General features: G+C 46.6%; 22 protein-coding genes. 8 read left to right on the top strand and 14 right to left on the bottom strand.

Annotation, left to right across the window (positions count from 1 at the left end):
* Window positions 1–463: 463 nt before the first annotated feature.
* The 3 genes from ACSF8X_RS20840 to dmeF all read right to left on the bottom strand — a co-directional run bounded on the left by ACSF8X_RS20840 (window position 464) and on the right by dmeF (window position 2,176).
* The gene (locus ACSF8X_RS20840) at window positions 464–613 is read right to left on the bottom strand and encodes an AAA family ATPase (protein WP_240478356.1); all 150 of its coding nucleotides are present in this window, start codon (window positions 611–613) and stop codon (window positions 464–466) included.
* 211 nt (window positions 614–824) lie between these two features.
* The gene (locus tag ACSF8X_RS20845; RefSeq protein WP_047880389.1) at window positions 825–1,241 is read right to left on the bottom strand and encodes a MarR family winged helix-turn-helix transcriptional regulator; all 417 of its coding nucleotides are present in this window, start codon (window positions 1,239–1,241) and stop codon (window positions 825–827) included.
* Complete coding sequence (gene dmeF, locus ACSF8X_RS20850) at window positions 1,229–2,176, bottom strand: CDF family Co(II)/Ni(II) efflux transporter DmeF (RefSeq protein ID WP_500851312.1); 948 nt, start codon at window positions 2,174–2,176, stop codon at window positions 1,229–1,231. The genes ACSF8X_RS20845 and dmeF overlap by 13 nt, the downstream gene beginning before the upstream one ends.
* A gap of 224 nt (window positions 2,177–2,400) precedes the next feature.
* On the opposite strand from dmeF, the gene ACSF8X_RS20855 reads away from it, so the two are divergent.
* The gene (locus tag ACSF8X_RS20855) at window positions 2,401–3,489 is read left to right on the top strand and encodes a linear amide C-N hydrolase (RefSeq protein WP_047880391.1); all 1,089 of its coding nucleotides are present in this window, start codon (window positions 2,401–2,403) and stop codon (window positions 3,487–3,489) included.
* Window positions 3,490–3,561: 72 nt separating this feature from the next.
* Here ACSF8X_RS20855 and ACSF8X_RS20860 read toward each other — a convergent pair whose 3' ends face one another.
* Window positions 3,562–4,176, bottom strand: a complete 615-nt coding sequence (locus tag ACSF8X_RS20860; RefSeq protein WP_047880392.1) for a GNAT family N-acetyltransferase — start codon at window positions 4,174–4,176, stop codon at window positions 3,562–3,564.
* 422 nt (window positions 4,177–4,598) lie between these two features.
* Between ACSF8X_RS20860 and ACSF8X_RS20865 the strand changes: the two genes are divergently transcribed.
* Window positions 4,599–6,515 carry a BCCT family transporter gene (locus ACSF8X_RS20865; protein ID WP_047880393.1) on the top strand — a complete coding sequence of 639 codons (1,917 nt, stop codon included), beginning with the start codon at window positions 4,599–4,601 and terminating at the stop codon, window positions 6,513–6,515.
* A gap of 251 nt (window positions 6,516–6,766) precedes the next feature.
* A complete protein-coding gene (locus tag ACSF8X_RS20870; protein WP_500851313.1) occupies window positions 6,767–7,543 on the top strand; it encodes an alpha/beta fold hydrolase in 777 nt (258 codons plus the stop codon).
* Between the two features lie 72 nt (window positions 7,544–7,615).
* Here the strand turns inward: ACSF8X_RS20870 and ACSF8X_RS20875 are convergent, their stop codons facing one another.
* Window positions 7,616–8,350, bottom strand: a complete 735-nt coding sequence (locus ACSF8X_RS20875; RefSeq protein WP_047880433.1) for a beta-ketoacyl-ACP reductase — start codon at window positions 8,348–8,350, stop codon at window positions 7,616–7,618.
* Window positions 8,351–8,651: 301 nt separating this feature from the next.
* On the opposite strand from ACSF8X_RS20875, the gene ACSF8X_RS20880 reads away from it, so the two are divergent.
* Both ACSF8X_RS20880 and ACSF8X_RS20885 read left to right on the top strand, forming a co-directional pair.
* Window positions 8,652–9,638 carry a LysR family transcriptional regulator gene (locus ACSF8X_RS20880; protein ID WP_047880395.1) on the top strand — a complete coding sequence of 329 codons (987 nt, stop codon included), beginning with the start codon at window positions 8,652–8,654 and terminating at the stop codon, window positions 9,636–9,638.
* Window positions 9,592–10,542: an alpha/beta hydrolase gene (locus ACSF8X_RS20885; protein ID WP_047880396.1), complete on the top strand. Its 951-nt coding sequence runs from the start codon at window positions 9,592–9,594 to the stop codon at window positions 10,540–10,542. The genes ACSF8X_RS20880 and ACSF8X_RS20885 overlap by 47 nt, the downstream gene beginning before the upstream one ends.
* Here the strand turns inward: ACSF8X_RS20885 and astB are convergent, their stop codons facing one another.
* Complete coding sequence (gene astB, locus ACSF8X_RS20890) at window positions 10,543–11,880, bottom strand: N-succinylarginine dihydrolase (protein ID WP_500851314.1); 1,338 nt, start codon at window positions 11,878–11,880, stop codon at window positions 10,543–10,545.
* An 865-nt stretch (window positions 11,881–12,745) separates the two neighbouring features.
* Between astB and ACSF8X_RS20895 the strand changes: the two genes are divergently transcribed.
* Window positions 12,746–13,660 carry an alpha/beta hydrolase gene (locus ACSF8X_RS20895; RefSeq protein ID WP_500851315.1) on the top strand — a complete coding sequence of 305 codons (915 nt, stop codon included), beginning with the start codon at window positions 12,746–12,748 and terminating at the stop codon, window positions 13,658–13,660.
* A 93-nt stretch (window positions 13,661–13,753) separates the two neighbouring features.
* On the opposite strand, the gene ACSF8X_RS20900 is transcribed toward ACSF8X_RS20895, so the two are convergent.
* The 4 genes from ACSF8X_RS20900 to ACSF8X_RS20915 form a co-directional block, all read right to left on the bottom strand.
* Window positions 13,754–14,137 (bottom strand): hypothetical protein, encoded by a 384-nt coding sequence (locus ACSF8X_RS20900; RefSeq protein ID WP_500851316.1) that lies wholly within the window; start codon window positions 14,135–14,137, stop codon window positions 13,754–13,756.
* Window positions 14,138–14,324: 187 nt separating this feature from the next.
* Window positions 14,325–15,482 (bottom strand): chemotaxis protein, encoded by a 1,158-nt coding sequence (locus ACSF8X_RS20905; RefSeq protein ID WP_500851317.1) that lies wholly within the window; start codon window positions 15,480–15,482, stop codon window positions 14,325–14,327.
* 186 nt (window positions 15,483–15,668) lie between these two features.
* Window positions 15,669–16,592, bottom strand: a complete 924-nt coding sequence (locus tag ACSF8X_RS20910) for a cation diffusion facilitator family transporter (protein WP_047880402.1) — start codon at window positions 16,590–16,592, stop codon at window positions 15,669–15,671.
* A gap of 159 nt (window positions 16,593–16,751) precedes the next feature.
* On the bottom strand, window positions 16,752–17,312 hold the full coding sequence (locus ACSF8X_RS20915; protein ID WP_500852141.1) for a DNA-3-methyladenine glycosylase I: 561 nt from the start codon (window positions 17,310–17,312) through the stop codon (window positions 16,752–16,754).
* Between the two features lie 372 nt (window positions 17,313–17,684).
* On the opposite strand from ACSF8X_RS20915, the gene ACSF8X_RS20920 reads away from it, so the two are divergent.
* Window positions 17,685–17,969, top strand: a complete 285-nt coding sequence (locus ACSF8X_RS20920; protein ID WP_500851318.1) for a hypothetical protein — start codon at window positions 17,685–17,687, stop codon at window positions 17,967–17,969.
* Between the two features lie 151 nt (window positions 17,970–18,120).
* Here the strand turns inward: ACSF8X_RS20920 and ACSF8X_RS20925 are convergent, their stop codons facing one another.
* Window positions 18,121–18,516: a hypothetical protein gene (locus ACSF8X_RS20925; protein ID WP_205626105.1), complete on the bottom strand. Its 396-nt coding sequence runs from the start codon at window positions 18,514–18,516 to the stop codon at window positions 18,121–18,123.
* A gap of 46 nt (window positions 18,517–18,562) precedes the next feature.
* On the opposite strand from ACSF8X_RS20925, the gene ACSF8X_RS20930 reads away from it, so the two are divergent.
* Window positions 18,563–19,216, top strand: a complete 654-nt coding sequence (locus ACSF8X_RS20930) for an HD domain-containing protein (RefSeq protein WP_500851319.1) — start codon at window positions 18,563–18,565, stop codon at window positions 19,214–19,216.
* Window positions 19,217–19,266: 50 nt separating this feature from the next.
* Here ACSF8X_RS20930 and ACSF8X_RS20935 read toward each other — a convergent pair whose 3' ends face one another.
* From ACSF8X_RS20935 to secD, 3 genes are all read right to left on the bottom strand, one after another.
* Window positions 19,267–20,457: a cystathionine beta-lyase gene (locus ACSF8X_RS20935; RefSeq protein WP_500851320.1), complete on the bottom strand. Its 1,191-nt coding sequence runs from the start codon at window positions 20,455–20,457 to the stop codon at window positions 19,267–19,269.
* A gap of 255 nt (window positions 20,458–20,712) precedes the next feature.
* Window positions 20,713–21,609, bottom strand: coding sequence for a protein translocase subunit SecF (secF, locus tag ACSF8X_RS20940; protein WP_500851321.1), 897 nt, complete (start codon window positions 21,607–21,609; stop codon window positions 20,713–20,715).
* 2 nt (window positions 21,610–21,611) lie between these two features.
* Window positions 21,612–23,432 carry a protein translocase subunit SecD gene (secD, locus tag ACSF8X_RS20945; RefSeq protein ID WP_047880407.1) on the bottom strand — a complete coding sequence of 607 codons (1,821 nt, stop codon included), beginning with the start codon at window positions 23,430–23,432 and terminating at the stop codon, window positions 21,612–21,614.
* Window positions 23,433–23,527: the final 95 nt, after the last annotated feature.

The raw sequence follows: 23,527 nt of genomic DNA on the forward strand, positions 1-23,527 counted from the left end.
TAAACAAGGACTAACAATGAGTAAGCAGATAATTATAAACACAGTTACTTTCACAATATCGGCTGTATTTTTAGTTTTATTAATTAATGCATTGTATCCTATATCACCATAATAGAAATCAATAACTGTGTCGTAGCTGACATACATAACACAATTACTCAAACATCAAAAAGACGGCGTTGTTGACAAAAAGAACTATCCACTAGTACTATCGAAATTAAGATAATAATTTGCTGCATGAGGGCACTAATTTCATCGATTATAAAATTATAGATAGTCACAAGTTCTAAATAACAAAAATAAAAATGTATAGTTATGCTTTTAGTCAACAACGCCCAAAAATATTAGTGTTGTTATTTCGACAAATTTCTTGAAGCCATAACGAATAACATGGACTCCCTTCCATTAGACTCTGCCACACTTGGTAAGCCTGAGTAAGAAACGTTCGGAGGCCGCTATGTTACTATAATAATCCCATTTTTAGTGGCGCGAACGCCTTATAGAGATTGGACTTGCCGCTACCGTTGGCACCTGTGATCACATTTAGCGGTCCCAGTGGGATCACCAAATTAGGAATGGAGCGATAGTTATTAATCGCCAAGGCCGTGAGCATAATATTCCTTGTTTATTTATACAAAGAGATCGTAGCATACACAGTGGTTACACCAAAACGCATCAGTATGATGCGCATCGCATCAGTTCAACATTGATGCAAAACCTTTGGCAATAAGCACCACCAGCAGATGCGGCCAGCGAAAGCCAAAAACGTAGACAAGGTTGCACTTCATCACGACTAGGCATATCGCTGGGTAATTAAAGCAGAATTAGAATTCTTGATTCATTTTTTCAAGACACTCAACCAAAATAGCGGCATGTTCAGGCTCAATATTTCGAGTAAGATCTTTCACCAAATCCAAGTGTAATTGATTATGGAGTCGGTGAATTTTCTCCCCGTCACCAGTTAAACGCACGACAATCGAACGGCGGTCATCAGGATGGGCATCACGCTCAATCAAGTTGGCATTCACCAGCTTCTCAATTTGTACCGTCAAGGTCCCCGTCGTGATACCTAATTTTTGCGCCAGCTCTTTCATCCGCATCGCACCATGTATACCCAGCACCTCAATAGTGTGGATTTGTGCTAGCGAATAACCGGTTTCTTTTACAACCGACATCTCCCAAGAAGACATCTTGTCATAAAACTCCGTTAACAATTGATTCAGCGGTTCTAACTTGTACATAGGGTCGATGAGTGCATTTCAAGAGTAAGATGATGAATCTTATCAAACTCCGCCAACAATTGTTTATAGTCATCAATTGTTTTATTGCTATTGGACTCAATGATAATCGCCGCTGAATAGTGATGAGCACTAATACGCCACACATGAATATCTTTTACGTTAGCATCAGGTGATAATGCCGCCACTATTGATGCCTTGTAATCCTGAGCAATGCTTTCATCCAAAAGAATGGGTGATGTCTGCCAAATCAGAGCTAGTGTCCATTTGCCAATGACCACCGCTCCAACCATCCCCATTGCGGCATCAAGCCAGTTCCAGCCGTAGATCTTCCCCATTACCAAGGCAACAATAGCCAATACCGATGTCAGCGTATCTGCCAGAACATGCAGATAGGCCGCTCTCAAATTATGATCATGATGGTGTGAATGCCCATGCGAATGCCCATGCGAATGCCCATGCGAATGCCCATGCGAATGCCCATCATGATGATGATCATTACCATGAAGAAGGTACATACTCAGCACATTGATCAACAAACCGATAAACGCGACACCGATTGCTTCGTTAAATTGAATGGGCTGCGGATTCACCAATCGATGAGCAGACTCAACCAGCATAAGTAGAGCCACAATCCCCAAGGCAATAGCACTGGTATAGCCGCCTAACACACTCACTTTTCCAGTACCAAACGAATATCTATCAGTACCAGCGTGTTTCTTCGCATAACGATACGCAAATAACGTAATACAGAATGCCGCCGCATGAGTCCCCATGTGCCAACCGTCAGCCAAAAGCGCCATCGAACCAAAGACGGTTCCGGCCACTATTTCAGCAACCATTGCCGTAACGGTTAGCAACAAAACGTAAAGTGTTCGCCTTTCCCCTTTCTTGTTGTGCTCAGAGAAGTAATGTTGATGTTCAGTTGGGAAATACACGGCGACTCCATTTGTTTGATTATCAAATTATTTGATAGAAGGTTAGTTTGATAATCAAACAATGTCAACGATACGCCTTATAACCGAGTCATGCCTAAGCAAGGGTTACAGCTAAATACTGTCTGTTTTTATTGCCAGATAGTGACAATAAACAATACAACAAACAGCTACCTTAAATGTTCAATAAAGCGTATATATGCAGTATTCGCAAAAAGGATGAAACAATGAAACTGAAGTTAGCCGCGGCGCTTGTCGCATCTTGCCTTGCCTATACCGCCAGTGCCTGCACCGGTATATCTCTGACCACGACCAACGATGATTATATTCAGGCCCGGACAATCGAATGGGGCGAGAACGATCTCAACAGCAAACTGGTGATCTCGCCACGCAAGCATAGCTATACATCGGTTCTGCCGGATCAGAAAAAAGGTCTTACTTGGGAGTCAAAATATGGCTTTACCGGTATTTCAGTCAGTGATGATCGCTTCATTGCAGAAGGGGTAAACGAGGCGGGGCTATCGGCGGGGCTGTTCTACTTCAAAAACTACGGCTCGCTGGCCAAATATGATCCAAGTAACGTGGCCAATAACATTACCGACATGGACTTTGTACGCTGGATGCTCTCCCAATTCAGCAGCATCGATGAGGTCGAAAAGGCCCTTGCCCAAATCAAGATTGTACCGGTTTACATGGACGACAAAGGCAATCCGTCCCCGACTGCCCACTGGCGGGTTGCCGATAAACAAGGTAACAATATCGTGATTGAAATCATGGATCACGGACAGATCCACATCCACAAAAACATCGCTCAAGTTCTGACCAATGCGCCGGATTACCAGTGGCACCTCACTAACCTGAACAACTATATCAATATGCATCCGGGTGTCAGCAAAGGCCAACAAATCAATGGTGTTAACGCTTTCTCGTTTGGGGTCGGTTCGGGCGCACTTGGCCTACCTGGCGATATCACCCCACCGTCACGCTTTGTCCGCGCGGCATTTTTTGTCAACACAGCACCAGACCTTCATTCCAGTGATGAAGCCGTATCACAGGCATTCCATATCCTGAACAATTTCGATCTGCCAATTGGTATTGAATTCAACGAGAAGAAATACATTCCGGATCTGCCAAGTGCGACCCAATGGACATCGGTTATCGACCAAACCAACGGCAAGCTGTACTACAAAACAATGCGAGACAGTACCATCAAGCAGGTTGATCTTGGCAAGATCAATTTCAATACCAGCAAGGAAGTTACCCGCCCTCTCGACAAAGGCAGCTTTCATGTTCAGGATGTGACACCAACGCTCTAATTTTGGCTCTGCCATCAAAAAGCCCGCTATCTCGCTATAGCGGGCTATTTGTCTGTACTAGCTTGAATATCTCTAACTAGCGCTGGCATATTGTTCCGCCGTCATCCCTAGATACAGGCGGTCGTCAAACCCATCCCGGAGCGGATAATAACCCACTGAACGCCCTTCATGGACATAACCACATTTCTCCAAAACCTTCGCTGAGGCAATATTCTGACCATAGCAGCTGCCTGTCACTTTATAAGCGGCCATCTCATTAAACGCGATATCCGTCATCAACTGACACAATGCAGTGGCAATGCCCTGCTGCCAAGCATGCGCAGGAAGCTGATAGCCCATATCGTAGTTACCCGGCAAGAACATCATTTGCGACAATCCGGCCATCCCCATAAACCGGTCATTGTCATCTCGAACAACCACAGTAGGATGACGCGGCCATTCCCCCGAGCGAATGGCATCTTGGGTCTCGGTAATAATCGGCATAAAAAAGGCCTCATAGACTTCAACCGGAGCCGGTGCAAAGAACAGATACTCGATAACCTTGGGATCATCGAGCATCTTCACAAGATCGACCATATCGCGATCGGAAATCAGTGTGACACTCAGGCTAGATTTCGCCCCCTTTTCGGTATCACAAATGCTTTGAAGTGGCACGGCTTCGCCACGCTTTAACGCAACATAATTCATGGTATAACTCTAAAAACAAACCTCAGGCTATCATAAAACCTTATACCATGAATGTATTGGACAAATGCGACAACAAGGTCCAAACATACGCTCACAATCAAATTCAATAATATAGACGAACTATACCTAGCCGTAGTCCACAGTCCGTAGTTCACACTTTGACAAAATTATCGCCCATCCAAACCAAACACCACTGAGCATATATCAATCACATTTAGTTCAATTATCACTCAACACAAGCCATTCCCTACTCTACTTAGTACCAGAAGTAATTTACAACCAGAAAATATCGGCAAAGAAAGAATAAACAAATGTTTCATTCCAGATTTTAATTGTGACCATAAATCACGCAACTTGTTATCAGCTCGTATTAGCAAGATCATTTAATTCACAAACAAGGATTTATATTTGCAGGAGCTAATATGTTTGCGAAAAAACATTTTGAGCTAATCGACAAGCCAACGTTTTTTGGCGCGGTTGGTCTACTCATATCCGTCGTCGTACCGCTTCTTCTCTTTCCCGAACAAGGTGCGAAATGGATTGCTATCGCGAAAACCTTTATGACCGATAAGCTGGGTTTTCTTTACCTAGCATTAGGCGTGGCGGCTTTCTTCTTTATGATCTACATAATCTTCTCTGATATTGGTCAGATCAAACTTGGCGACCCCGACGAGAAGCCTGAATTCGCAACCGCCTCATGGGCAGCAATGCTCTTCTGCGGTGGTATCGGTGCCAGTATCTTGTTTTGGGGGACGATCGAATGGGCTTACTATTACCAATCACCACCATTCCAGCTTGCACCGGGAAGCGATGAGGCTATCCAATGGGCGGCTACCTACGGCCTGTTCCACTGGGGGCCTATAGCATGGTCTATCTACTTGGTTCCAGCTCTACCCATTGCCTACTTCTTCTATGTGCGGAAACAGCCCGTACTGAAAGTATCGGCAGCCTTGATGCCAGTTATCGGTGAAAAACGCAGCTTCGGCTGGCAAGGCAAACTGATAGACGTACTGTTCATTTTCGGTCTGCTTGGCGGTGGCGCAACCACTCTTGGTCTTGCAGCCCCCATGATCACCGAAGGTGCCAACTACCTATTCGGCGTTCCTCAAAATACCCCGACCCAAATTGTCGTCTTGATGCTTTGTACCGCTATTTTTGCCTATTCTGCCTATGCCGGAATGGAAAAAGGCATCAAGTTCCTCAGTAACATTAACTTCTGGGGCGCGATGGGGCTATTGGCGTTCGTTCTGATCTGCGGCCCGACTATTTTCATGCTGGAAACAGGTCTGGATGCACTTGGCCGTATGCTATCCAATTTCTTTGTCATGGCGACCTGGGCTGAACCTTTCGGTGGCTACGGCAACTTCAAGGATACCCACTTCCCTCAGGACTGGACCATTTTCTACTGGGCATGGTGGCTTGTCTTTGCGCCTAGCATGGGTCTTTTCGTCGCCCGCATCTCTCGCGGCCGTACTATCAAGCAAATGGTGACCGGCTCTATCTTCTTTGGTTCTATGGGTTGCTTCCTGTTCTTCATCATCCTTGGCAATTTCGGGCTGTCGCTGCAACTATCAGGCCAGCTGGATGTCGTAGGTATCCTTAACGAGCACGGAGCAAACAAGGCAATCTTCTCGATTCTTGAGCAATTGCCATTCAGCACCATAGTGATCGCCGTCTTTACCCTGCTGTGCCTTATCTTCACAGCCACGACTTTCGACTCTATCTCATTCATCCTTGCCTCGGTTGTACAAAACAACGTCACCGAAGATCCAATGCGCTGGAACCGTCTGTTCTGGGCTTTCGCGCTCTCTTTCATGCCATCTGTCCTGCTATTTATGGGCGGCTTGGCCACGTTGCAAACTGCCGCTATCGTCGGTGGCCTTCCGCTACTGGTAATCGCTGTGATGCTGATGATGTCTGCCGTCAAGGCTGCGACTCTCGATCTAACCCTCCAAGAGGGCTATGTCGATCCCGTCATCAATATCGAGGAACTGCCTGAAATAGACCCTTGGTCACAAGAAGGCCAAGCGTTCGCTAAATTTGAAGAACTGAAAGAAATCGCCCAGGCAGCCGCTGAAGCTGAACGAGAAGCACTGTACAAGGTATGGAAACTGAAGAAGAAAATTCGCGAGCATGCCATTGCCAATGGCGAATCCAGTTTCGATACCAACGATGCCCCTGAAGCCTTTATCGAGGAGCTACGCCAACTGACCGACGAGGCCATGACAGCCAAAGAAAACAAGATTGCTGCGTCAGAAGAAGCCCAAGAAGCACGTAAGGTGTTTAACGAATGTATTCGTGAAAAAGCAGAAGAGCAGGAAGAACAAACAGCTAGCTAACGCCATTCATTATCACGTAAATCAAAGGCCATCAATTAGATGGCCTTTTTTCTTGAGCAATACCACAAAGTTAGCCATTAGTTCTAGTCTGGCTATTGGGTTAGCACGGTATACTTGCGCGTCTATTTTGCACTTATCGCCTGCTTTTCCCCCACATCGTTACGGAAACAACGTATCTGACATAACCTTACCGATACTCTTTCCGTTAGGAACATCCAATGCAGGATATTTCAACTTAAAGAGGAATCAACATGGTTAGCCTTTCTTCCGGGCAAGCAACTTTTATCGACATCGACGATGCCCGCCTAGCCGTTACCCAGCACGGTAACGAAAAGGGAGAACCGCTTATATTGCTTCACGGGGGATTGGGCTGCCAGCATGACCTACTACCCCTGCACCCCTATATTCCGGCTCACTATGCCGTCTTCAGCATTGATCTTCGTGGACATGGCCAATCAACGTTAGGCGATGTCCCCCTAAGCTACGCACAATACCAGCGCGATATCGAACAAGTGATCGCAACCTTGAACCTCGATACCTTCTCGATTCTAGGCTTTAGCGATGGAGGAATCGTCGGTTATCGTCTGGCCGCAGCCAACCCAAGCCGAGTGAAAAAACTCATCACTATTGGCTCGCAGTGGCGCCTTGAAAATAATGACCCTTCAACAGAAATTCTAGCTGGACTCACAACCGAAGATTGGATTGCCATGTTTCCGGACAGTATAGAACGCTACTTTTACCTCAATCCTATGCCTGATTTCGAGAAACTCGTTACCAAAATTAAGACACTCTGGTTAGACCAAAGCAACGATGGGTACCCACATCACTACGTTAGCAAAATACAATGCCCGACACTGGTCATACGCGGAGATAAAGATTTCCTATTTTCACTAGAAGAGGCCACAGCGTTACAAGCTCGACTTAATGACAAGGCTTCTTTTATGAATATTCCATTTGCGGAGCACGAAGTCCACAAAGAGCAACCGAAGCTATGTGGCATGGCCATCAAGCAGTTCCTCACAACCTAGAACATGCAAACAAAAAGCCCCGGCAGAACTACCTGCCAGGGCTTGGTCGCTAATCAGCAGCGAACAATATGTTTAAATGACCAAACCGCCGTCAATTTTCAGTGTCTGGCCAGTAATGAACGATGAGTGGTCGCTGGCAAGGAACAATGCACCATTGGCAATATCTTCCGGTTTACCCATACGACCCAGTGGGGTTTTCGATTTCATTGCATCCAATACTTTTTCAGGTAAATCAACGGTCATTGGGGTTTCAATGAAGCCAGGGGCGATACAGTTAGCACGTACCTGTGCGCCTTTGCGAGAAAGCTCTTTAGCCCAGCTCTTCGTCATGGCAATTACGCCACCTTTTGTCGCCGCATAGTTCGACTGACCGATATTACCGTCGGTGCCCACAACAGACGACATTGTAATAATAGAGCCCGCACCCTTTTCTACCATGAAAGGCGCGATAGCCTGAGTCATATTAAACACGCCCTTGAGGTTGACGTCGTTAACGAAGTCCCAGTCTTCTTCGCTCATTCTTTCAAGCAAATTATCTCGGGTAATACCGGCATTATTTACAAGCACATCGATATGACCGTGTGCTTCTTTTACCGTTTCAACAAACTGAGCGATAGCAGCGCGATCACACACATTAAGTTCCACAGCAACAACATTCGGATATTTCGCAGAAAGTTCATTCATTGCGGAGGCATTCATATCACATGCATAAACTTGTAATGCATCATTATTTGCAAAGGTTTCTACAATACAGCGACCAATACCTTGCGCCCCACCAGTCACGATACAAACCTTATTATTCAACATCATTGCAGTATTCCCTTAAATTAAACCAAAACATTCCAATAATCAGCTATGGCGATTGAGCTCCACTCAAGCGCATGAATAACCTTATTTTCCATACCAGTTTAGAATATTCGTACTAAATCGATTACCCCCATTTACGAAAATCACCTTTGCAGATTCAGCGCAATTTCCAATGCAATTCGTCGATCAACTTCACTTTATTTTTGCATAAAATCCCGCAAAATGATGAGTTTACCTTAGTCATAATTCGGCGGTTTTGCTATAACAGGATAAATGATAAGGACACTATCAGGGACAGGGAATGCTCGATAAAGTCGTTCTGTTTTTACATGTTGTAAAAACAGGTTCAATCAGTGAAGCCGCTAAACTCAATAATATCTCAGCCTCTGCTGCTAGCCGCTGGCTTAACGAGCTTGAAGAAAAAATGGGGGTTAACCTTCTTAAACGTACCACCCGAAAAGTAACCCCAACCCAAGCTGGGCTGCGTCTCTACGAGCGCTTTTCTCTTATTCATGCTCAAATCAATGATGTATTCAATGAAATACAAAATATGAGCAATGAAGATCGCGGCACTATAAAAATCGCCTGTACCCCTTTGTTTGCCAAACATTACCTCAGCCAGATTATCGGTGAATATGTCCAAATCCACCCGTCTATCAACTTTGTGGTTTTAGAAACCGCCTTCGAAGTGGATCATGTCCATGATGTTGACTTCGCCATTCGTGCCAACGCCACCTACCGGGGTTTTCAGGAAAAAGACAGCCTACTGGTCAAGCGGACATTACTCAAAGAGCCACTGATGGCATGTTGTTCACCCGAGTACATCGAACACCACGGCATACCCAATGTGCCCGATGATCTTTTGCAACATCAATGTTTGTATGCCACAACTTTAGTAGGCGGCAACCGGTGGATTTTCGAATTTAACGGCGAATACAGCTCCATTGAAATCGCACAGACCGTTGAGGCCGATGACAGTGAGATCCTCAAGAAAATCGCGCTAGCAGGGGGTGGGATCGCTTATCTGCCTTTTAGTCTCATTGCCACTGATATTCAGCACCAACGATTAGTCCCTGTATTAGAAGACTATATCAGCAGCGAATTTGAACTGAACCTCTATTTCAAGCCACGCAAATATATGCCTGCTCGCTGTGCCAATTTTAAAGAGTACCTGATCCTTCGCGTGCCGGAACTAGAAGAGCAAAAAAGACAAAAACAACAAAAAAGATTAGGAAGCACACATGATCTCTCTTCCCAACGCACTAAACCTATGGCTAGCCCAATTTAATTCTACGCTGGCCCTCTCCCGAGCCCAAGGCATTCATCCAACCCCTGAACAGGCAAGGGAAGGCTTAGCTCTGATCACGGCCAAATTCACCACTAATCACTACCTGATCTCACATGTCACCTCGTCAGCCATTGCTGGCAACGGTAACCAAAATGCAGTTCCTTGCCGCATCTATCAACCAGCCCCTGACGAGCCCCGTCCGGTTATCCTATTTCTGCATGGCGGCGGACACATGTGCGGCGGCAACGATGTATATGATCCGATTGCTCGGCGCATCGCTTTTCATACCTGCCATACCCTTGTCAGCATTGATTACCGCCTTGCCCCGGAGCATCCATACCCTGCGGGCCTTGATGACTGCCAACACGCCCTCGACAATATCTGGAGCTTGCTGGATAACCTCCAGATCCCCTATCTCAAACAACTGATCCTTGTCGGGGACTCAGCCGGAGGTGCATTAGCAGCCACACTGACTCAGCGCTGTCTGTTCCCCACTATCAATAAACTGATCATGATCTACCCCAGCCTCGACTACACCTTCCGCAGCCAATCCATCGCCATATTCGGCAAAAATTACCTTCTGGAAGCAGACAAGATGAGCTGGTATTTCGACCAATATTTTCAAACGTATGCGCCCGACGTGCGGCACAATGCCTCGCCACTATGGCAGGCAATCGACGAAAACCATCCCCCAACACTGATTATCACGGCCGGTTTTGACCCGCTTCAAGACGAGGGGTTGATGTATGCCGATAAACTACGCGACCGGCAAATCCCCTGCTGCTCACTGCACCTGCCCGATACCCTCCATGCCTTTCTCAACTTAGAAGATCTCAACCCGCTATGCTGCTACAAGGCGTATCAAGCAATCGAAAATTTTGTGTCAGTACCGATTTATACCTAGCTACTCCATTTGAAACGGATAGACAGAGCCAAGCTGCAAAATTTGGGTAAGTTCATCCAAGGCGGTTCTCGACTCAAACAACAGCATGGGATCGGCCAAATCATCCCATGCCAGTCTATCGCGGTAATGGCGATCGACCCAATTGTTGAGTTGGGTATATAACGTTCGAGTCAATAATGTTGCTGGATTAACTGCCGCCAATTCCAAGTCGTTCAGAACAACGCGCAACCGCAGACAGGCAGGGCCTCCGCCGTTTGCCATACTCTGTTTCAAATCAAAAACACGAACTTGATCAATCCCTTGTCCGCTATCACACAACCCCTCAATATAATCCCATACCTTCTTATGCTCGCGGCATTCCTGCGGGATGACCAGCATCACCTCTCCATCAGGCAAGGTTAATAACTGCGAATTAAACAAGTAGCTTGATACGGCATCATCAACACTCACCAAGTGGCTGGGGACCTCAATAATATTGAGCTTACCGTCGAACTTGTCAGAGAGTGCCTTGTACACTGTACCCTGCTCCTCAAACGCCTCTTGGTGACAAAAAAGAAGATCCCGATTGCCCACCGCAATCACATCGTTATGAAACACCCCGCGATCAATCACAGCCGGATTCTGCCGGGCAATCACAACATGATGATTCTCAAGCTGATGCAACCGCACCAGCGCTTCACACGCCGCCTTTGTCTGCCTCGCGGGATAACGATCAGGTCGGCGGACTTGCAAATCAAACGTATCTCGACCAAAAACAAAAAATTCGACGCCTTTCTCGCCATAATCCCGGCAAAATCGCGTATGATTGGCAGCGCCTTCATCAGCAAAATACTCACTGCGGGGCAACGCTTGATGATGAACAAAATAACGCGGGTCAGGAAAGGTGGCCTGCAAAATCCGCCCCGTCACTATATGCTCCAAAGAACGGTGAAATTTGCTGACCAAATTGGCTGGCGTAAAATGCACCTTCCCGTCAGCCGTGTCCGCCGAAGGTGACACCGTAGCGGCATTGGCCGCCCACATGCTTGAGGCCGAGCAACATGCCGCCAGAATATGCGGCGCTTGTCTTGCGGCCGCGGTTAAAACAGAACTATCTGAGCCACTAAACCCCAGTTGGCGCAAAGTAGCCATATCTGGCCGCTCCTGGGGTGCCAACACACCCTGCTCCATCCCCAACTCAGCCAACGCCATCATTTTATGCAGTCCCTGCTTTGCAGCCTGCTTGGGGTTTGATGGGGTAAATTGACTATTCAGCGAGGCCACATTTCCCTGCGACAACCCGCTGTAGTTATGGGTAGGGCCAACCAAGCCATCGAAGTTAACTTCACGTGCTGCCATGATTGCACCTCCCGCGGCTATACCTGCCCACACCCCATCACTTCGTCAATAGACGCATGGCATAAAACTGTCATAGAAATACCGCAAGAGTTCCAGATAAGTTACGCCAAAGCGTCATATTTCAACCTTAGCATACAAAACGCAGGTACTGACCCAGCCATGAAGCATGAAGCACTGACTTGTATAAAGCTGTCGGTAACAAGACCATAAAGAAAACGTAGAGACCAATTATAGCAATGAATGTAAACGCTTCAGTATGGTTGCTTACCACAAGATGACCCCTATCGCAGCTGTACAAAAAAGCAGCCAAACCTCAACTGCATACCCATCTCTAATACCCCATTGCGATATATAGTAAAAGGATAAGGATATTCGATTTTATGGAGGCAACATGGACGTTGTTAATGATATCGTATACATACTTTTTACCGCCAAATTTATGATGTATTGGCCTACAATGCGGTTTGATCCACAACCAAAATTCACCCGTACCATGACGACACTGATGATAGGGAGTGTCCTGTGTCGACTTTACACTGACTTTCACTTTCTTGCCTTACTGCTTAGCGTATATGGCTTGGTGCTCTTCCACATACAGTGCCACGCTTGGATGCAATACATCATTGGAAAATCAAAGCATCAAATTTGATGGCGCAGGTTATTTTTGAATACTCTGCAGAACAATATTGAATAGTACGTTAGGTAGGATTAAGCACGGCATAACCCTGTAAAGTCACTTTCCTTAGAATGCTTGAGGATTGATGTGTTCATCATTACAGACATCACACTTTTGTACTGTGTTTATATACAAGGTTTACTGTTGCTATACCCTACGCGGCGTATAAATATTCCTTAGAGCAACAAAATGATCAATCACTTAGAAGCAGGTATTCGCCCTTTAGTCGAAGGTTTCATTGCCAATGGCAAACCTTGTCCATCAACGCAGAATATTGCTGACCGACGTGCCGGATATATTGGCAGTACAGTATTAGCAGGCAGTAGTCCAAGCATGGTAGAAGAATTTGTCGATGAGCTAGATGGCATCACCATTAAGGTATACAAGCCTAGCACGGATACTCTTTTACCTATCACGGTCTATTTTCATGGTGGCTGCTTTATCAGTGGCGGCTTTGAAACACACGATGCCCAGCTTCGCAGCCTCGCGCACCAGTCCAACACGCTGGTGGTGTGCATCCAATATCGACTAGCACCGGAACATGTGTACCCTGCCGCTCATGATGATGTTTATCAAGCGGTATTGAGCATCAAAGCGCAAGGACAAAAATACGGCGGCAATACCGAACAAATAGCCTTTGTGGGTGACAGTGCGGGTGGCCAGCTAGCGCTTGCGACCACACTGCACTTAAAACAGCATCAATCCTGGTTACCACAACAGCAAGTTTTAATTTATCCAATGTTGGATCCTCACGGGGCATCTGAAAGCTACCAGCAAAACGGCACAGACTACATCATCACCGCAGGCATGCTGTTGTCTGGCTTTGAGATGTATATCCCTGATGGCATGGACATCAAACGCCACCCAGAATTAGATATATTAAGTGCTGATTTCAGCAAATTACCAACCACCACCATTATCACAGCAGAATTTGATCCACTCCGCGATGAAGGTGAGCAACTTTACCGTTCATTGCTTGCACATGGCGTTGATGCTTACTGTGAACGGTACTTAGGTGTGATCCACGGATTCTATCAACTATCTGGCGTGAGCCTTACAGCGCAACGTTGTATTTCGTCAATTGCACGACAACTTATGAAATAGGCCGCCACGAAATAAAAAACCACCTCACTGAATATTAAGGTGGGTTTTATTTTGCTTGTTGGCGAAGGGACTCGAACATGGAAAATGCACCGATTACTCCCACTCAACGACGTGCCCTTCGTCATACACACCATCGCTATAAGCTGGGGAGAAGGTAATAAAAATATTGCTTTTAGCTATGGGTAATTGCTCTGCCAGACTGGATGCTATCACCTCAAGCATCTCAGAAATTTGCTCTTCGGTATTAAAATTTGGTGCCACTAAATGCACGACAATGGGATGGGAATTTTGCGGCTGGCAGTTTGCCACCTGACCATTGTGAGCAAAATGATTGGGAGGCAGGTATTCCCAAGCCACCATCACATGATTGAGCGGAATAGCGCACTTGTTGGCAAGTTGCTTTGACAACTCACCCAATGTGACCGGGATATTAACCTCTTGGGCAAAAGGCAATGATTTTATCGTCAACAATGGCATGGCGAGTTCCTCACGTGCAGTGTTATGAAAATCATAGCCATAAGGTACATTTATTGACTATCTCACTACTGAGACAATTCATTTTTATCTAAACCAAAGCACTTTATCGCAACTAATGCGCACATAAAAAAGGGGCATACACCCCTTTGCTCTTTATAACAAATCCATATGGATTAGCTCACGAATGTTAGCCGGCAGAGGCTCGTACAGCAGAGCGCTTGCCCAACATATACCCCAGCCCCAACGGCGCGAAGAAAATCACCACGATAAACAACACGAAGTACAAGATGGTACTTTTGATCAACTCGATCAGCTTCGTCATCGCAAGATCAACCACTTCCTGTGACGCCTTATTGATATCTTGCGTAAACTGCGCACGCTCCTGACTCACAATCAACGCGATTTCTTGGCGCTCCCGTGCGACCATTGCTTCCAGTGCTTGGCGTTCAACACTTAGCTGCACGAGACGCTGCTCGGCCTTGCTATCAATATCATTGACCAACGGCTGTAGCTCCACCGCCATTTGTTCCGCAAGCTGACGCATGTACTCTGGATTATTATCGATAAAGTCTTTAAACGCATCGGAAGAGGCTTTCAAGCTGTTCAATGCGACATTAACCTGTTCGATGCTAGCGGTACTATTAAGCGCCAACAGTTGGGCTTTCCAGGTCATGATCTTTGGGGTCTGCTCCGACACCAAACTAAGTCGATCCGACACATCGCCGATAGCCTCAGGCATGGTACCCAATGTCGTCACAGCCTCTTCTGCATTGATTTGGTTGGCCGTCAACCAAGCCCGATAGGCTGGTGTACGGATCATACTGAGATCCGCAAATGGGTATTGGGCAACAAAAGTCTCGACAAAATGTTTGCTCTGCTCAAACACCGATTTTTTTAACAATGTTTGTGCTAATTTTTCCACCTCTTTCGCTAAATGCTGCGAGACCGCTTGAGCCTCAGAGCTCACAAACAACGCCTTGCCTGCACCATCGGTGTAAAACTGCGCCATCTGTTTTGCGAAAACCCAAGTATCAATTAACGAGGCCATTGGGGATACCTGATATGCTGCCGACTGCAGTCCCTCCTCGGCATTGATTTTCCACAACAACACATAGGATTGATTGATACTGTCTCGCGCAGGATAACGGCTATGCAGCACATCGGCAGCCTGCTCGACCTGAGCGAAAAACTGTTGCGCATACTCGCGTGTCATTATTCGCATATTGAGCTCTTGTTTGGTCAAGGGCACTGTCTGGCTGTCTATTTTAACTTCAAGCAAAGAGCAGCCGGAGACAAGGCACAGCAAAACAGCTGTCACCCAGTAACGAAAACGAAAAATAGCCATGAATTAACCTAAAAATACAACTGAAGGAATTAGATGATGAAGTGACCGCCGTGATTAACCGCGGTTCAAAGAACACAAAACCGCCACTGAGTTACTCAGCAGCGGCTATATTAAGAACTGTGGTGTCTACTGAACGATAAGACGTCCTGCACCACCCAATGCTATGACAGATAACTGAACCAAGACTTACTGACAGTCCTTATTCTCGCAGCAAGGATTAACTACCCGCTCAGCACAGGTGTAAGGCTCGATATGGATAATCACATCAACAACCTCATCCAGCTCTTTCAACAAATGAGATTTAAAATTCTCACTAATTGTATGCGCAGCTTCTACGTTTAGGGTTGGATCAACAAGCATATGAAAATCAAGCAAAATACTGCTGCCCGTACGACGATTGCGTATCGCGTGCACTTCACGGATATCCGGATCCTGCTCTGCATAGTGCAGAATTTTATCATTCAGTTCACTATCAGCCTCGGCATCGGTCAATTCATTGATCGCTGGCCACAGAATCTCAAACGCCGCTTTCAGAATCATCGCCGTAACGATCAAGGCAGCAACCTGATCAAGATAATTTAGATCTGGAATAAAAATGTTGGCAATCACAGCAACAGCAACGGGTAATGAGCTCAAGGCATCCGAACGGTGATGCCATGCATTAGCGTGAAGAGAACGGCTTTTGATGAGCTTCGCCTGAACGATGGTCCAACGATACAGCACTTCTTTTACTATGATGGATGCCATTGCAGCCCAGAATGCCAGCATACTTGGCGGAGTCGACTCCTCATGCCCCAAGGCGCTCACTGCATCCCAACCAAGACCTATACCGACCAAAGCCAAAAGCACCCCGATAAAAATATTGGTCAACGTTTCAAAACGCCCATGCCCATACGGATGCTCTTTATCTGCAGGGGCAGTCCAATAACGAGAGCCAATCAAGATAGCAGTATCAGTGATGAGATCCGAAAAACTGTGGACACCATCGGCAACGAGAGCCTGGCTACCGGTAATCTTACCAACCGTGATTTTCAAAACAGCGAGAATCACGTTGGCAATAGAACCTACCCACGTCGCTCGGTATATAACTTTGATAGGATTATCAGACATATCGTTTTCTTAGTAGCGTTTAGATTTAACGAAGATACAGCCTTCCAGAATATCATAGGCTTATGACTATTCACTATACCCAAACACTATCAATAAGCGCGTTTATGCCAGCAACCGCTCCCTCAACAGACATCTTGAATGACGTTTGCTTGACTGGCATTAGCTATCCACTCGCTTGTCCTTATTTGCCATATGATAATAAGGGCAATCAACGAGATGATCATTAACCATCCCCACAGCTTGCATAAATGCGTAGCAGATGGTTTCCCCAACAAATTTGAACCCTTTCTTTTTCAAAAAACGGCTCATGGCTTTTGACTGCTCGGTAGACGTTGGGATCTCAGCCATCACTTGTCGTTGATTGATGACCGGCTGATGATCAACAAACTGCCATAATGCATTAGCCAGACTACCATATTCTTCAACCAATGCTTTCGCAGCCTTGGCATTGCTAAAAACCGACTCGATTTTCCCCCGATGTTTAATTACATCAAACTGATCAACTATTTCATCTACCCTTTCTATTCCAAAGCTCGATAAAATATCTAAATCATAGCCATTAAATGCTTTTTTATAAGATTCTCGACGTTTTAATATTGTATACCAGCTTAATCCTGCTTGTGCCCCTTCTAATGTTATGAACTCAAACAAATATTTATCGTCAAAATTAGGACGCCCCCACTCATTATCATGATAAATTCTTTCTATGTCATGTTTCATCGCCCAAGCACAAATATTTCCCACCTAAAAATTCCTCCACATGATAAAGCGATTATTCGCTTCGCGACGCACAATAAGGCCCATATACAACCTATCTCATTGTAAATTAAACCAAATGATCGTACTCAAACTTTAACAATTTGGATATTGAGATTATATCAAAAAGGAATTACCGTACACCCATCAATCAAAATGCTCATTGATTGATAGGTAATTAATTAAGCTAGAGAAATAAGGTGCTTATATTTTCAACACAATGTTACACAGTTCACATCTTGAATATGTTCATCATTACTTAAATTGAAATATATGGCCTTAGTTCCATAATAGAACAATCAATATGATTTGTATTGATATAATAAAAGGACTTTTATGAGACACATCGACGATTTTATCGATCAGCTCGAAAATGGAGAGAACCCCTTCAATATCTGGGTTTATTCCAGTAAAGGTCAATATAGTCAGTTTGGCACCCAAGGGAAAAAAATTCGTACTCCAGGCTTGCAAAAAGCATTACGTAAGCACCTACAAATTGTTGTAGAAGTGGTTAACGATGCAGAGCAAGAAGCCTACCTATTGCTTCCTGAAGTACATGCTGCCGTGCCTGTCTCGTTTGCCAACGGACAGATCCAACAATTGACAAGACCGACCCACTAAGTGACATTTGCCATAACAGCGAACGATAGCAAGATGACCCGGCTAGGTTAATTGAATATCGCAACTAGGCACTTAGTTAAAAACAGACCCCATCGGGTCTGTTTTTATTACTGTTGAACAATCAGGCCATCAATGACTTATCCAAGACAACTCACTGCGGCAAGTACTGGGAACTGGATGATTCCCCCTCCGTGAGCTCTGTAGCAATGCTATTCGGATAGGGCGATGAACCATTGATCAACGATGTAGGCATGACGACCCTCAACCCATTCTTGCACGCTTGGTTGCCTTCTCGCCAACCTTCATCAAAACGTGTTTGACTTCCGGCCAAAACAGAATCAGTACGTGACTGCGTGTTAGCTACGCCTTTGGCATACAGCGCACTTTCGCAACCCTGATTGTAACCATAATGGTAAATGCTGTTGTACTTTACATCGTATTCATAGGGATCGGGAAACAATTGGTAATCCTCCCATTCGCTGCTACTGCAACCTGCCATAAGCATCCCAAAACCGATCACTATGCAGAGATACGCTGTCTTTTTCATTACACCCTCATTATGATTGGCACGCATGTATCATGAGTATAAACCAATGACAAATATCAACCTGCAACAACTAGAACTTCAGTGTGCCGCATTTATCAAGCAACAACCACAGGCAGACAAAGCACATGACATCCAACATCTTCGCCGGGTTGTAACCGCCGCTAAGCAATTTGCACGTCAGGAACAGGCCGAGCTTGGCATTGTCATCCCAGCCGCCTGGCTACATGACTGCGTTACGGTTGCCAAAAATCATCCCCAACGCCACCTCGCCTCAACCCTTGCCGCGGATCATGCCATCACATTTCTGACATCCATTAACTACCCAGAGCAATACCTAAAAGCCATCCACCACGCTATCTGCGCACACAGTTATAGCGCAGAGATCCCTGTCGAAAGCCTCGAGGCAGCGATCGTTCAAGATGCAGACCGTATTGATGCCCTCGGAGCCATTGGTATCGCACGCTGTATCCAAGTCAGCACGCAATTTAATGCTGAGCTATATTGTGCGGACGAGCCTTTTGCCAACGTGCGTGAGCTAGATGAGAAGCAATATTGCATCGATCACTTCTTTACCAAGCTGTTTACTCTCACCGATACCATGAATACCGACGCCGCTCGGCAAGAGGCCAACCAGCGTACCGACTACATGAAAGCTTTCTTAAGCCAGCTCGGTCATGAAATCGGCACACCGTTCTTATAGGAAGGCCTTCAAGCAGAAGTCGCAGATCTAACGAGGATGGCTATAGGCAATTATTGCTGGGCCAAAACAACATTCAGCCGCTCAAAGCCAGCCTCGAGATCACGAATTAGATCATCCACGTTCTCCAAGCCAATGTGCAAGCGCAACATTGGGCCGGCAAAATCGTGTTTTTTGGCGGTTCTGAGCCGATTAATGTTTTCGTTGGCTAATATCAGACTTTCAAATCCCCCCCACGAATAACCCATGCTGAAATGCTCCATCCCATCAAGCAATGCCGTAAGCGCCTCCGCATTACCTCGGTTAAGCACAACAGAAAACAGCCCACTACTTCCCTTAAAGTCACGCAGGAAAAACTCATGTCCATCACAATCAGGAAATGCCGGATGCCTCACATGATCCACTTCCGGACGCTCAGCAAGCCACCGTGCAACCTTCAGGGTATTCTCCTCATGCTGTTTCAGGCGCACGCCTAATGTCCTGAGCCCTCGCATCGCCAGATATACGTCATCAGGAGAGGTGCACTGCCCCATTAGGTAACTGTGCTCTCGCAGTTGATCCCAGCAGCGTTCATTCGCAACGGCCGTCCCCAGCATTACATCGGAATGACCGACAATATATTTGGTCGCAGCCTGAATAGAGATATCCACCCCATGATCAAAAGGCTGGAAGTTGATCGGCGATGCCCAGGTATTATCCAGCATCACGACCAAATCATGCTCGTGCGCAATACGCGATAGCGTAGGCACATCTTGCACTTCCATCGTAATAGAACAAGGCGATTCCATAAAAATCACTGTCGTATTGGGCTTAATCAAATCCCGGATCCCCTCTCCGAGCATGGGATCGTAATAGGTCGTTTCCACCCCCATTTTTGCCAATACCTTGTCACAGAAATCACGGGTAGGCTCGTAAGCCCCATCCACCATCAACAGGTGATCACCCGCTTTAACAAACGACAGAATTGCATTCGTGATTGCGGCCGTGCCGCAGGGGTACAGCGCGCAGCCGACCCCGCCTTCAAGCTCAACCATTGCGTCTTGAAATGCAAAATGTGTATTGGTGCCACGACGGCCATAGAAGAGGGTTTTATTGGCACGGTTAGCCGTCGCTTTCTTCATCGACTCAACAGAATCGAAAACAACCGTGGAAGCACGGCTAACCGGTGGATTAACCAAAGACTGGGTCCATTTCGCAGAGCGACCCGCGGTGATAATTTGAGTTTCTAATGCTTTCTTGGCCATGCTTATCTCATTTCCTTGTCCTTCGCCCTGATACCATACTCAGAGCCATTCCATAACAAGAAAGTAACACAGATAATCAGGCAATGGATAGCCATGACCTCGTCAGGTGGGCAATCCCTCTATTTGCTATAGCGGTCAACAAATACAACATACCGCACGGACAACAGCGGCACACGAGAGCTTTTTCCAACCAAATAAAAAGGGCGAGGAAATCCTCACCCTTTTCAAATGCTCAAATCATTTAGCACTTGGCCATTATGGCTCTTCAGTCACCGGCTTCAGCATGTAGTGCTCGCCGTTCAAATGGAACAGCTCCGGCAATACCGTACCCACTGAAATGGATGACCATGTACCGGTCATGATACCGATGAACATCGCAATAGAAAAACCTTCTAGTGGGCCACCACCAAGCAACCATAGCGCACCGACAGTGATCAGAGTTGTACCGGATGTCACCATAGTACGAGAGAACGTAGCCGCAATCGCCTCGTTGTTCACTTCCTGAATCGGCTTGTTCGGCTTGGCAATCAAAATTTCCCGGATACGGTCGGCAATAATGATTGAGTCATTGAGCGAGTAGCCCAGAATCGCCAATACGGCCGCCAATACAGTTAGGTTGAACTCCATTTGTGTCAACGCAAAGAAGCCCAATACGAAAATTACGTCGTGCGCCAATGCAAACACAGAGCCTGATGCCAAACGCCACTCAAAGCGGTAGCTCAGATAGCCCAAAATACACAAAACGGCAATCAACAGTGCCAAACCGCCTTGCTCTGCCAATTCCTGACCGACCTGCGGACCAACAATGCTGGTATTCAATACATTAACCTTACTACCGATATCAGCCAGTGCATTAGCGATATCAGGTGCTGTACCTTGATTCGGAATAGCGTAGCGCAATACCCAGCGACCTGGTTCACCCGCAGTAATGACAGAGACATCTTGGCCTAACGCTTTATCAAGTTGGGCATCAAGCTGGTGGCTAGTTACAGAAGGCGACAGTTGTACCTCTGTAACAATGCCGCCGGTGAAATCCAATCCCCAGTTCAGTCCCTTTACCGCCAAGGCACCAATAGAAAGCAGCATCAGCGTCACAGACACCACGCTGGTAAAATAGCGCCACTTGGTCGCGTTCTTCATTGTAATCAACATAATTAAATTCTCACCTCACGACGTGAATCACGACCCCAAACCAAATTGATAATGGCTCGGGATGCAAAAATACCGGTAAACATACTGGTCAGAAGACCCAATCCCAATGTCAGAGCGAAGCCCTGAATCGGACCGTTACCGATGGCGTAAAGCACAACAGCGGTGATCATTGTGGTGAAGTTTGCATCGAAAATAGTACTTATCGCACTGCTAAAGCCACGGTCAATGGCTTGGGCAAAACTGCGACCTTCGCTGAGTTTGTCGCGGATACGTTCGAAAATAAGCACGTTGGTATCAACGGCCATACCTACCGTTAGTACCAAGCCCGCGATGCCCGGCAGGGTCAGTACCGCACCAGGGATCATCGCCAACAGGCCGAACAGCATGATCATGTTACAAATCAACGCGACGTTCGCTACCCAACCCAAGCGACGGTACCAGAACGCCATGAACAACAGCGTCATACCCATACCCAAGGCCAATGCAGCGAAACCATTTTGGATATTCTCAGCACCCAAAGTAGGGCCAATGGTGCGTTCTTCAACAATAGTTACAGGTGCAGTCAATGAACCCGCACGAAGCAACAATGCAAGCTCCTGAGCATCTTCAATCGAACCCGCACCGGTAATACGGAAGCGGTTACCAAGCTGGCTCTGAATGGTAGCCACACTGATAATCTTGCTGGTCTGAACCGCTTTACCGCGTGAATCTCGGCTGTATTCGCTAAAGGCAGTCGCCATCGGCTTACCGATGTTATGGCCAGAGAAATCAGACATGATCTTACCGCCAGAGCTATCCAGGGTAATATTTACTTCTGGCATGCCCATTTCGCCAAAGCTCGCACGGGCATCAACAATGTGGTCACCGCCCAAAATTGGCTTGCGCGCAACACGGACATCACGGCCCTGCTCGTCCGGCAGAACCATAGTGCTGCCGCTGCCCAATTCACGCACTGGGTAGAATGCCAAGCTTGCTGTTGCACCGATAACGTTTTTGGCCGCCGCTGGATCCTGTACACCAGGCAATTCAATACGGATACGGTTTTCACCCTGACGCTGAACCAAGGCTTCGGTAATACCCAGCTCTTCGATACGGCTGCGCATCGTTTGCAGGTTTTGCTGAACGGTAAGATTACGAAGTTGTTGCTTCTCATCTTCTTTCATCACCAACTCTAGGTTGCTGCCCGAACCATTTGTTGCCTGCCACTGCGGGTAGCTTTGGCGAACAAAGTGGCGCAACTGGCCATTTGCCTCGTCATTTGGTAGACGAATAACCAGCTTGTCTGTGCCGTCAACCTCAACCCGACCGTTGCGGATGCCATCTTTACGCATCTGCTGGCGTAGTTCATCACTTAACTGATTGGTTTGAGCCTGAAAGACCTGATCCACATCAACATCAAGCAGGAACTGAACACCACCACGAAGATCGAGGCCAAGCTTAATCGGTTCGAAACCCATGTCTTGCAGCCACGCCGGAGCGGCGGGAGTCATCGCCAAAGTCAGTTGCTTGTCACTGCCAGTGCCCATCAAATCACCAAGAACAATGCGCGCCTTGTTCTGCATGGCCTCATCGTCAAGCACGACAATCGTTTTATTCGTTTCTTGATCGATGCGCTTAACCGCAATGCCGTGCCCTTCAAGATCCTGCTTGATGGTCACCATATCCGGAACGGGGGCACCTTTGTTGGAAATTTGGACTGCCGCATTTTCGCCGTACCAGGTAGGAATTGCGCTCAGTGCCATAATCAAAATAGACACCACAAGCACCACGTACTTCCATGCCGGATAATGGTTCATTAACCGGTGATTGCTCTGTTTTCTCATTTAAATATTCGCCGTTTAATCCAACTGCACCGATAGATAAAAAGCTGCAGTTGCATTCTAGTTGCCATCGGCACTAGAACGTACATATCTCGTAT

The organism is Photobacterium panuliri (genome assembly GCF_059920555.1).

What these genes read in the sequence shown, in the direction of transcription:
- ACSF8X_RS20840 (WP_240478356.1), bottom strand. Translation starts at nt 613, where the DNA reads ATGCTCACGGCCTTGGCGATTAATAACTATCGCTCCATTCCTAATTTG.
- ACSF8X_RS20845 (WP_047880389.1), bottom strand. Translation starts at nt 1,241, where the DNA reads ATGTACAAGTTAGAACCGCTGAATCAATTGTTAACGGAGTTTTATGAC.
- ACSF8X_RS20855 (WP_047880391.1), top strand. Translation starts at nt 2,401, where the DNA reads ATGAAACTGAAGTTAGCCGCGGCGCTTGTCGCATCTTGCCTTGCCTAT.
- ACSF8X_RS20860 (WP_047880392.1), bottom strand. Translation starts at nt 4,176, where the DNA reads ATGAATTATGTTGCGTTAAAGCGTGGCGAAGCCGTGCCACTTCAAAGC.
- ACSF8X_RS20865 (WP_047880393.1), top strand. Translation starts at nt 4,599, where the DNA reads ATGTTTGCGAAAAAACATTTTGAGCTAATCGACAAGCCAACGTTTTTT.
- ACSF8X_RS20870 (WP_500851313.1), top strand. Translation starts at nt 6,767, where the DNA reads ATGGTTAGCCTTTCTTCCGGGCAAGCAACTTTTATCGACATCGACGAT.
- ACSF8X_RS20875 (WP_047880433.1), bottom strand. Translation starts at nt 8,350, where the DNA reads ATGTTGAATAATAAGGTTTGTATCGTGACTGGTGGGGCGCAAGGTATT.
- ACSF8X_RS20880 (WP_047880395.1), top strand. Translation starts at nt 8,652, where the DNA reads ATGCTCGATAAAGTCGTTCTGTTTTTACATGTTGTAAAAACAGGTTCA.
- ACSF8X_RS20885 (WP_047880396.1), top strand. Translation starts at nt 9,592, where the DNA reads ATGATCTCTCTTCCCAACGCACTAAACCTATGGCTAGCCCAATTTAAT.
- astB (WP_500851314.1), bottom strand. Translation starts at nt 11,880, where the DNA reads ATGGCAGCACGTGAAGTTAACTTCGATGGCTTGGTTGGCCCTACCCAT.
- ACSF8X_RS20895 (WP_500851315.1), top strand. Translation starts at nt 12,746, where the DNA reads ATGATCAATCACTTAGAAGCAGGTATTCGCCCTTTAGTCGAAGGTTTC.
- ACSF8X_RS20900 (WP_500851316.1), bottom strand. Translation starts at nt 14,137, where the DNA reads ATGCCATTGTTGACGATAAAATCATTGCCTTTTGCCCAAGAGGTTAAT.
- ACSF8X_RS20905 (WP_500851317.1), bottom strand. Translation starts at nt 15,482, where the DNA reads ATGGCTATTTTTCGTTTTCGTTACTGGGTGACAGCTGTTTTGCTGTGC.
- ACSF8X_RS20910 (WP_047880402.1), bottom strand. Translation starts at nt 16,592, where the DNA reads ATGTCTGATAATCCTATCAAAGTTATATACCGAGCGACGTGGGTAGGT.
- ACSF8X_RS20915 (WP_500852141.1), bottom strand. Translation starts at nt 17,312, where the DNA reads ATGAAACATGACATAGAAAGAATTTATCATGATAATGAGTGGGGGCGT.
- ACSF8X_RS20920 (WP_500851318.1), top strand. Translation starts at nt 17,685, where the DNA reads ATGAGACACATCGACGATTTTATCGATCAGCTCGAAAATGGAGAGAAC.
- ACSF8X_RS20925 (WP_205626105.1), bottom strand. Translation starts at nt 18,516, where the DNA reads ATGAAAAAGACAGCGTATCTCTGCATAGTGATCGGTTTTGGGATGCTT.
- ACSF8X_RS20930 (WP_500851319.1), top strand. Translation starts at nt 18,563, where the DNA reads ATGACAAATATCAACCTGCAACAACTAGAACTTCAGTGTGCCGCATTT.
- ACSF8X_RS20935 (WP_500851320.1), bottom strand. Translation starts at nt 20,457, where the DNA reads ATGGCCAAGAAAGCATTAGAAACTCAAATTATCACCGCGGGTCGCTCT.
- secF (WP_500851321.1), bottom strand. Translation starts at nt 21,609, where the DNA reads ATGTTGATTACAATGAAGAACGCGACCAAGTGGCGCTATTTTACCAGC.
- secD (WP_047880407.1), bottom strand. Translation starts at nt 23,432, where the DNA reads ATGAGAAAACAGAGCAATCACCGGTTAATGAACCATTATCCGGCATGG.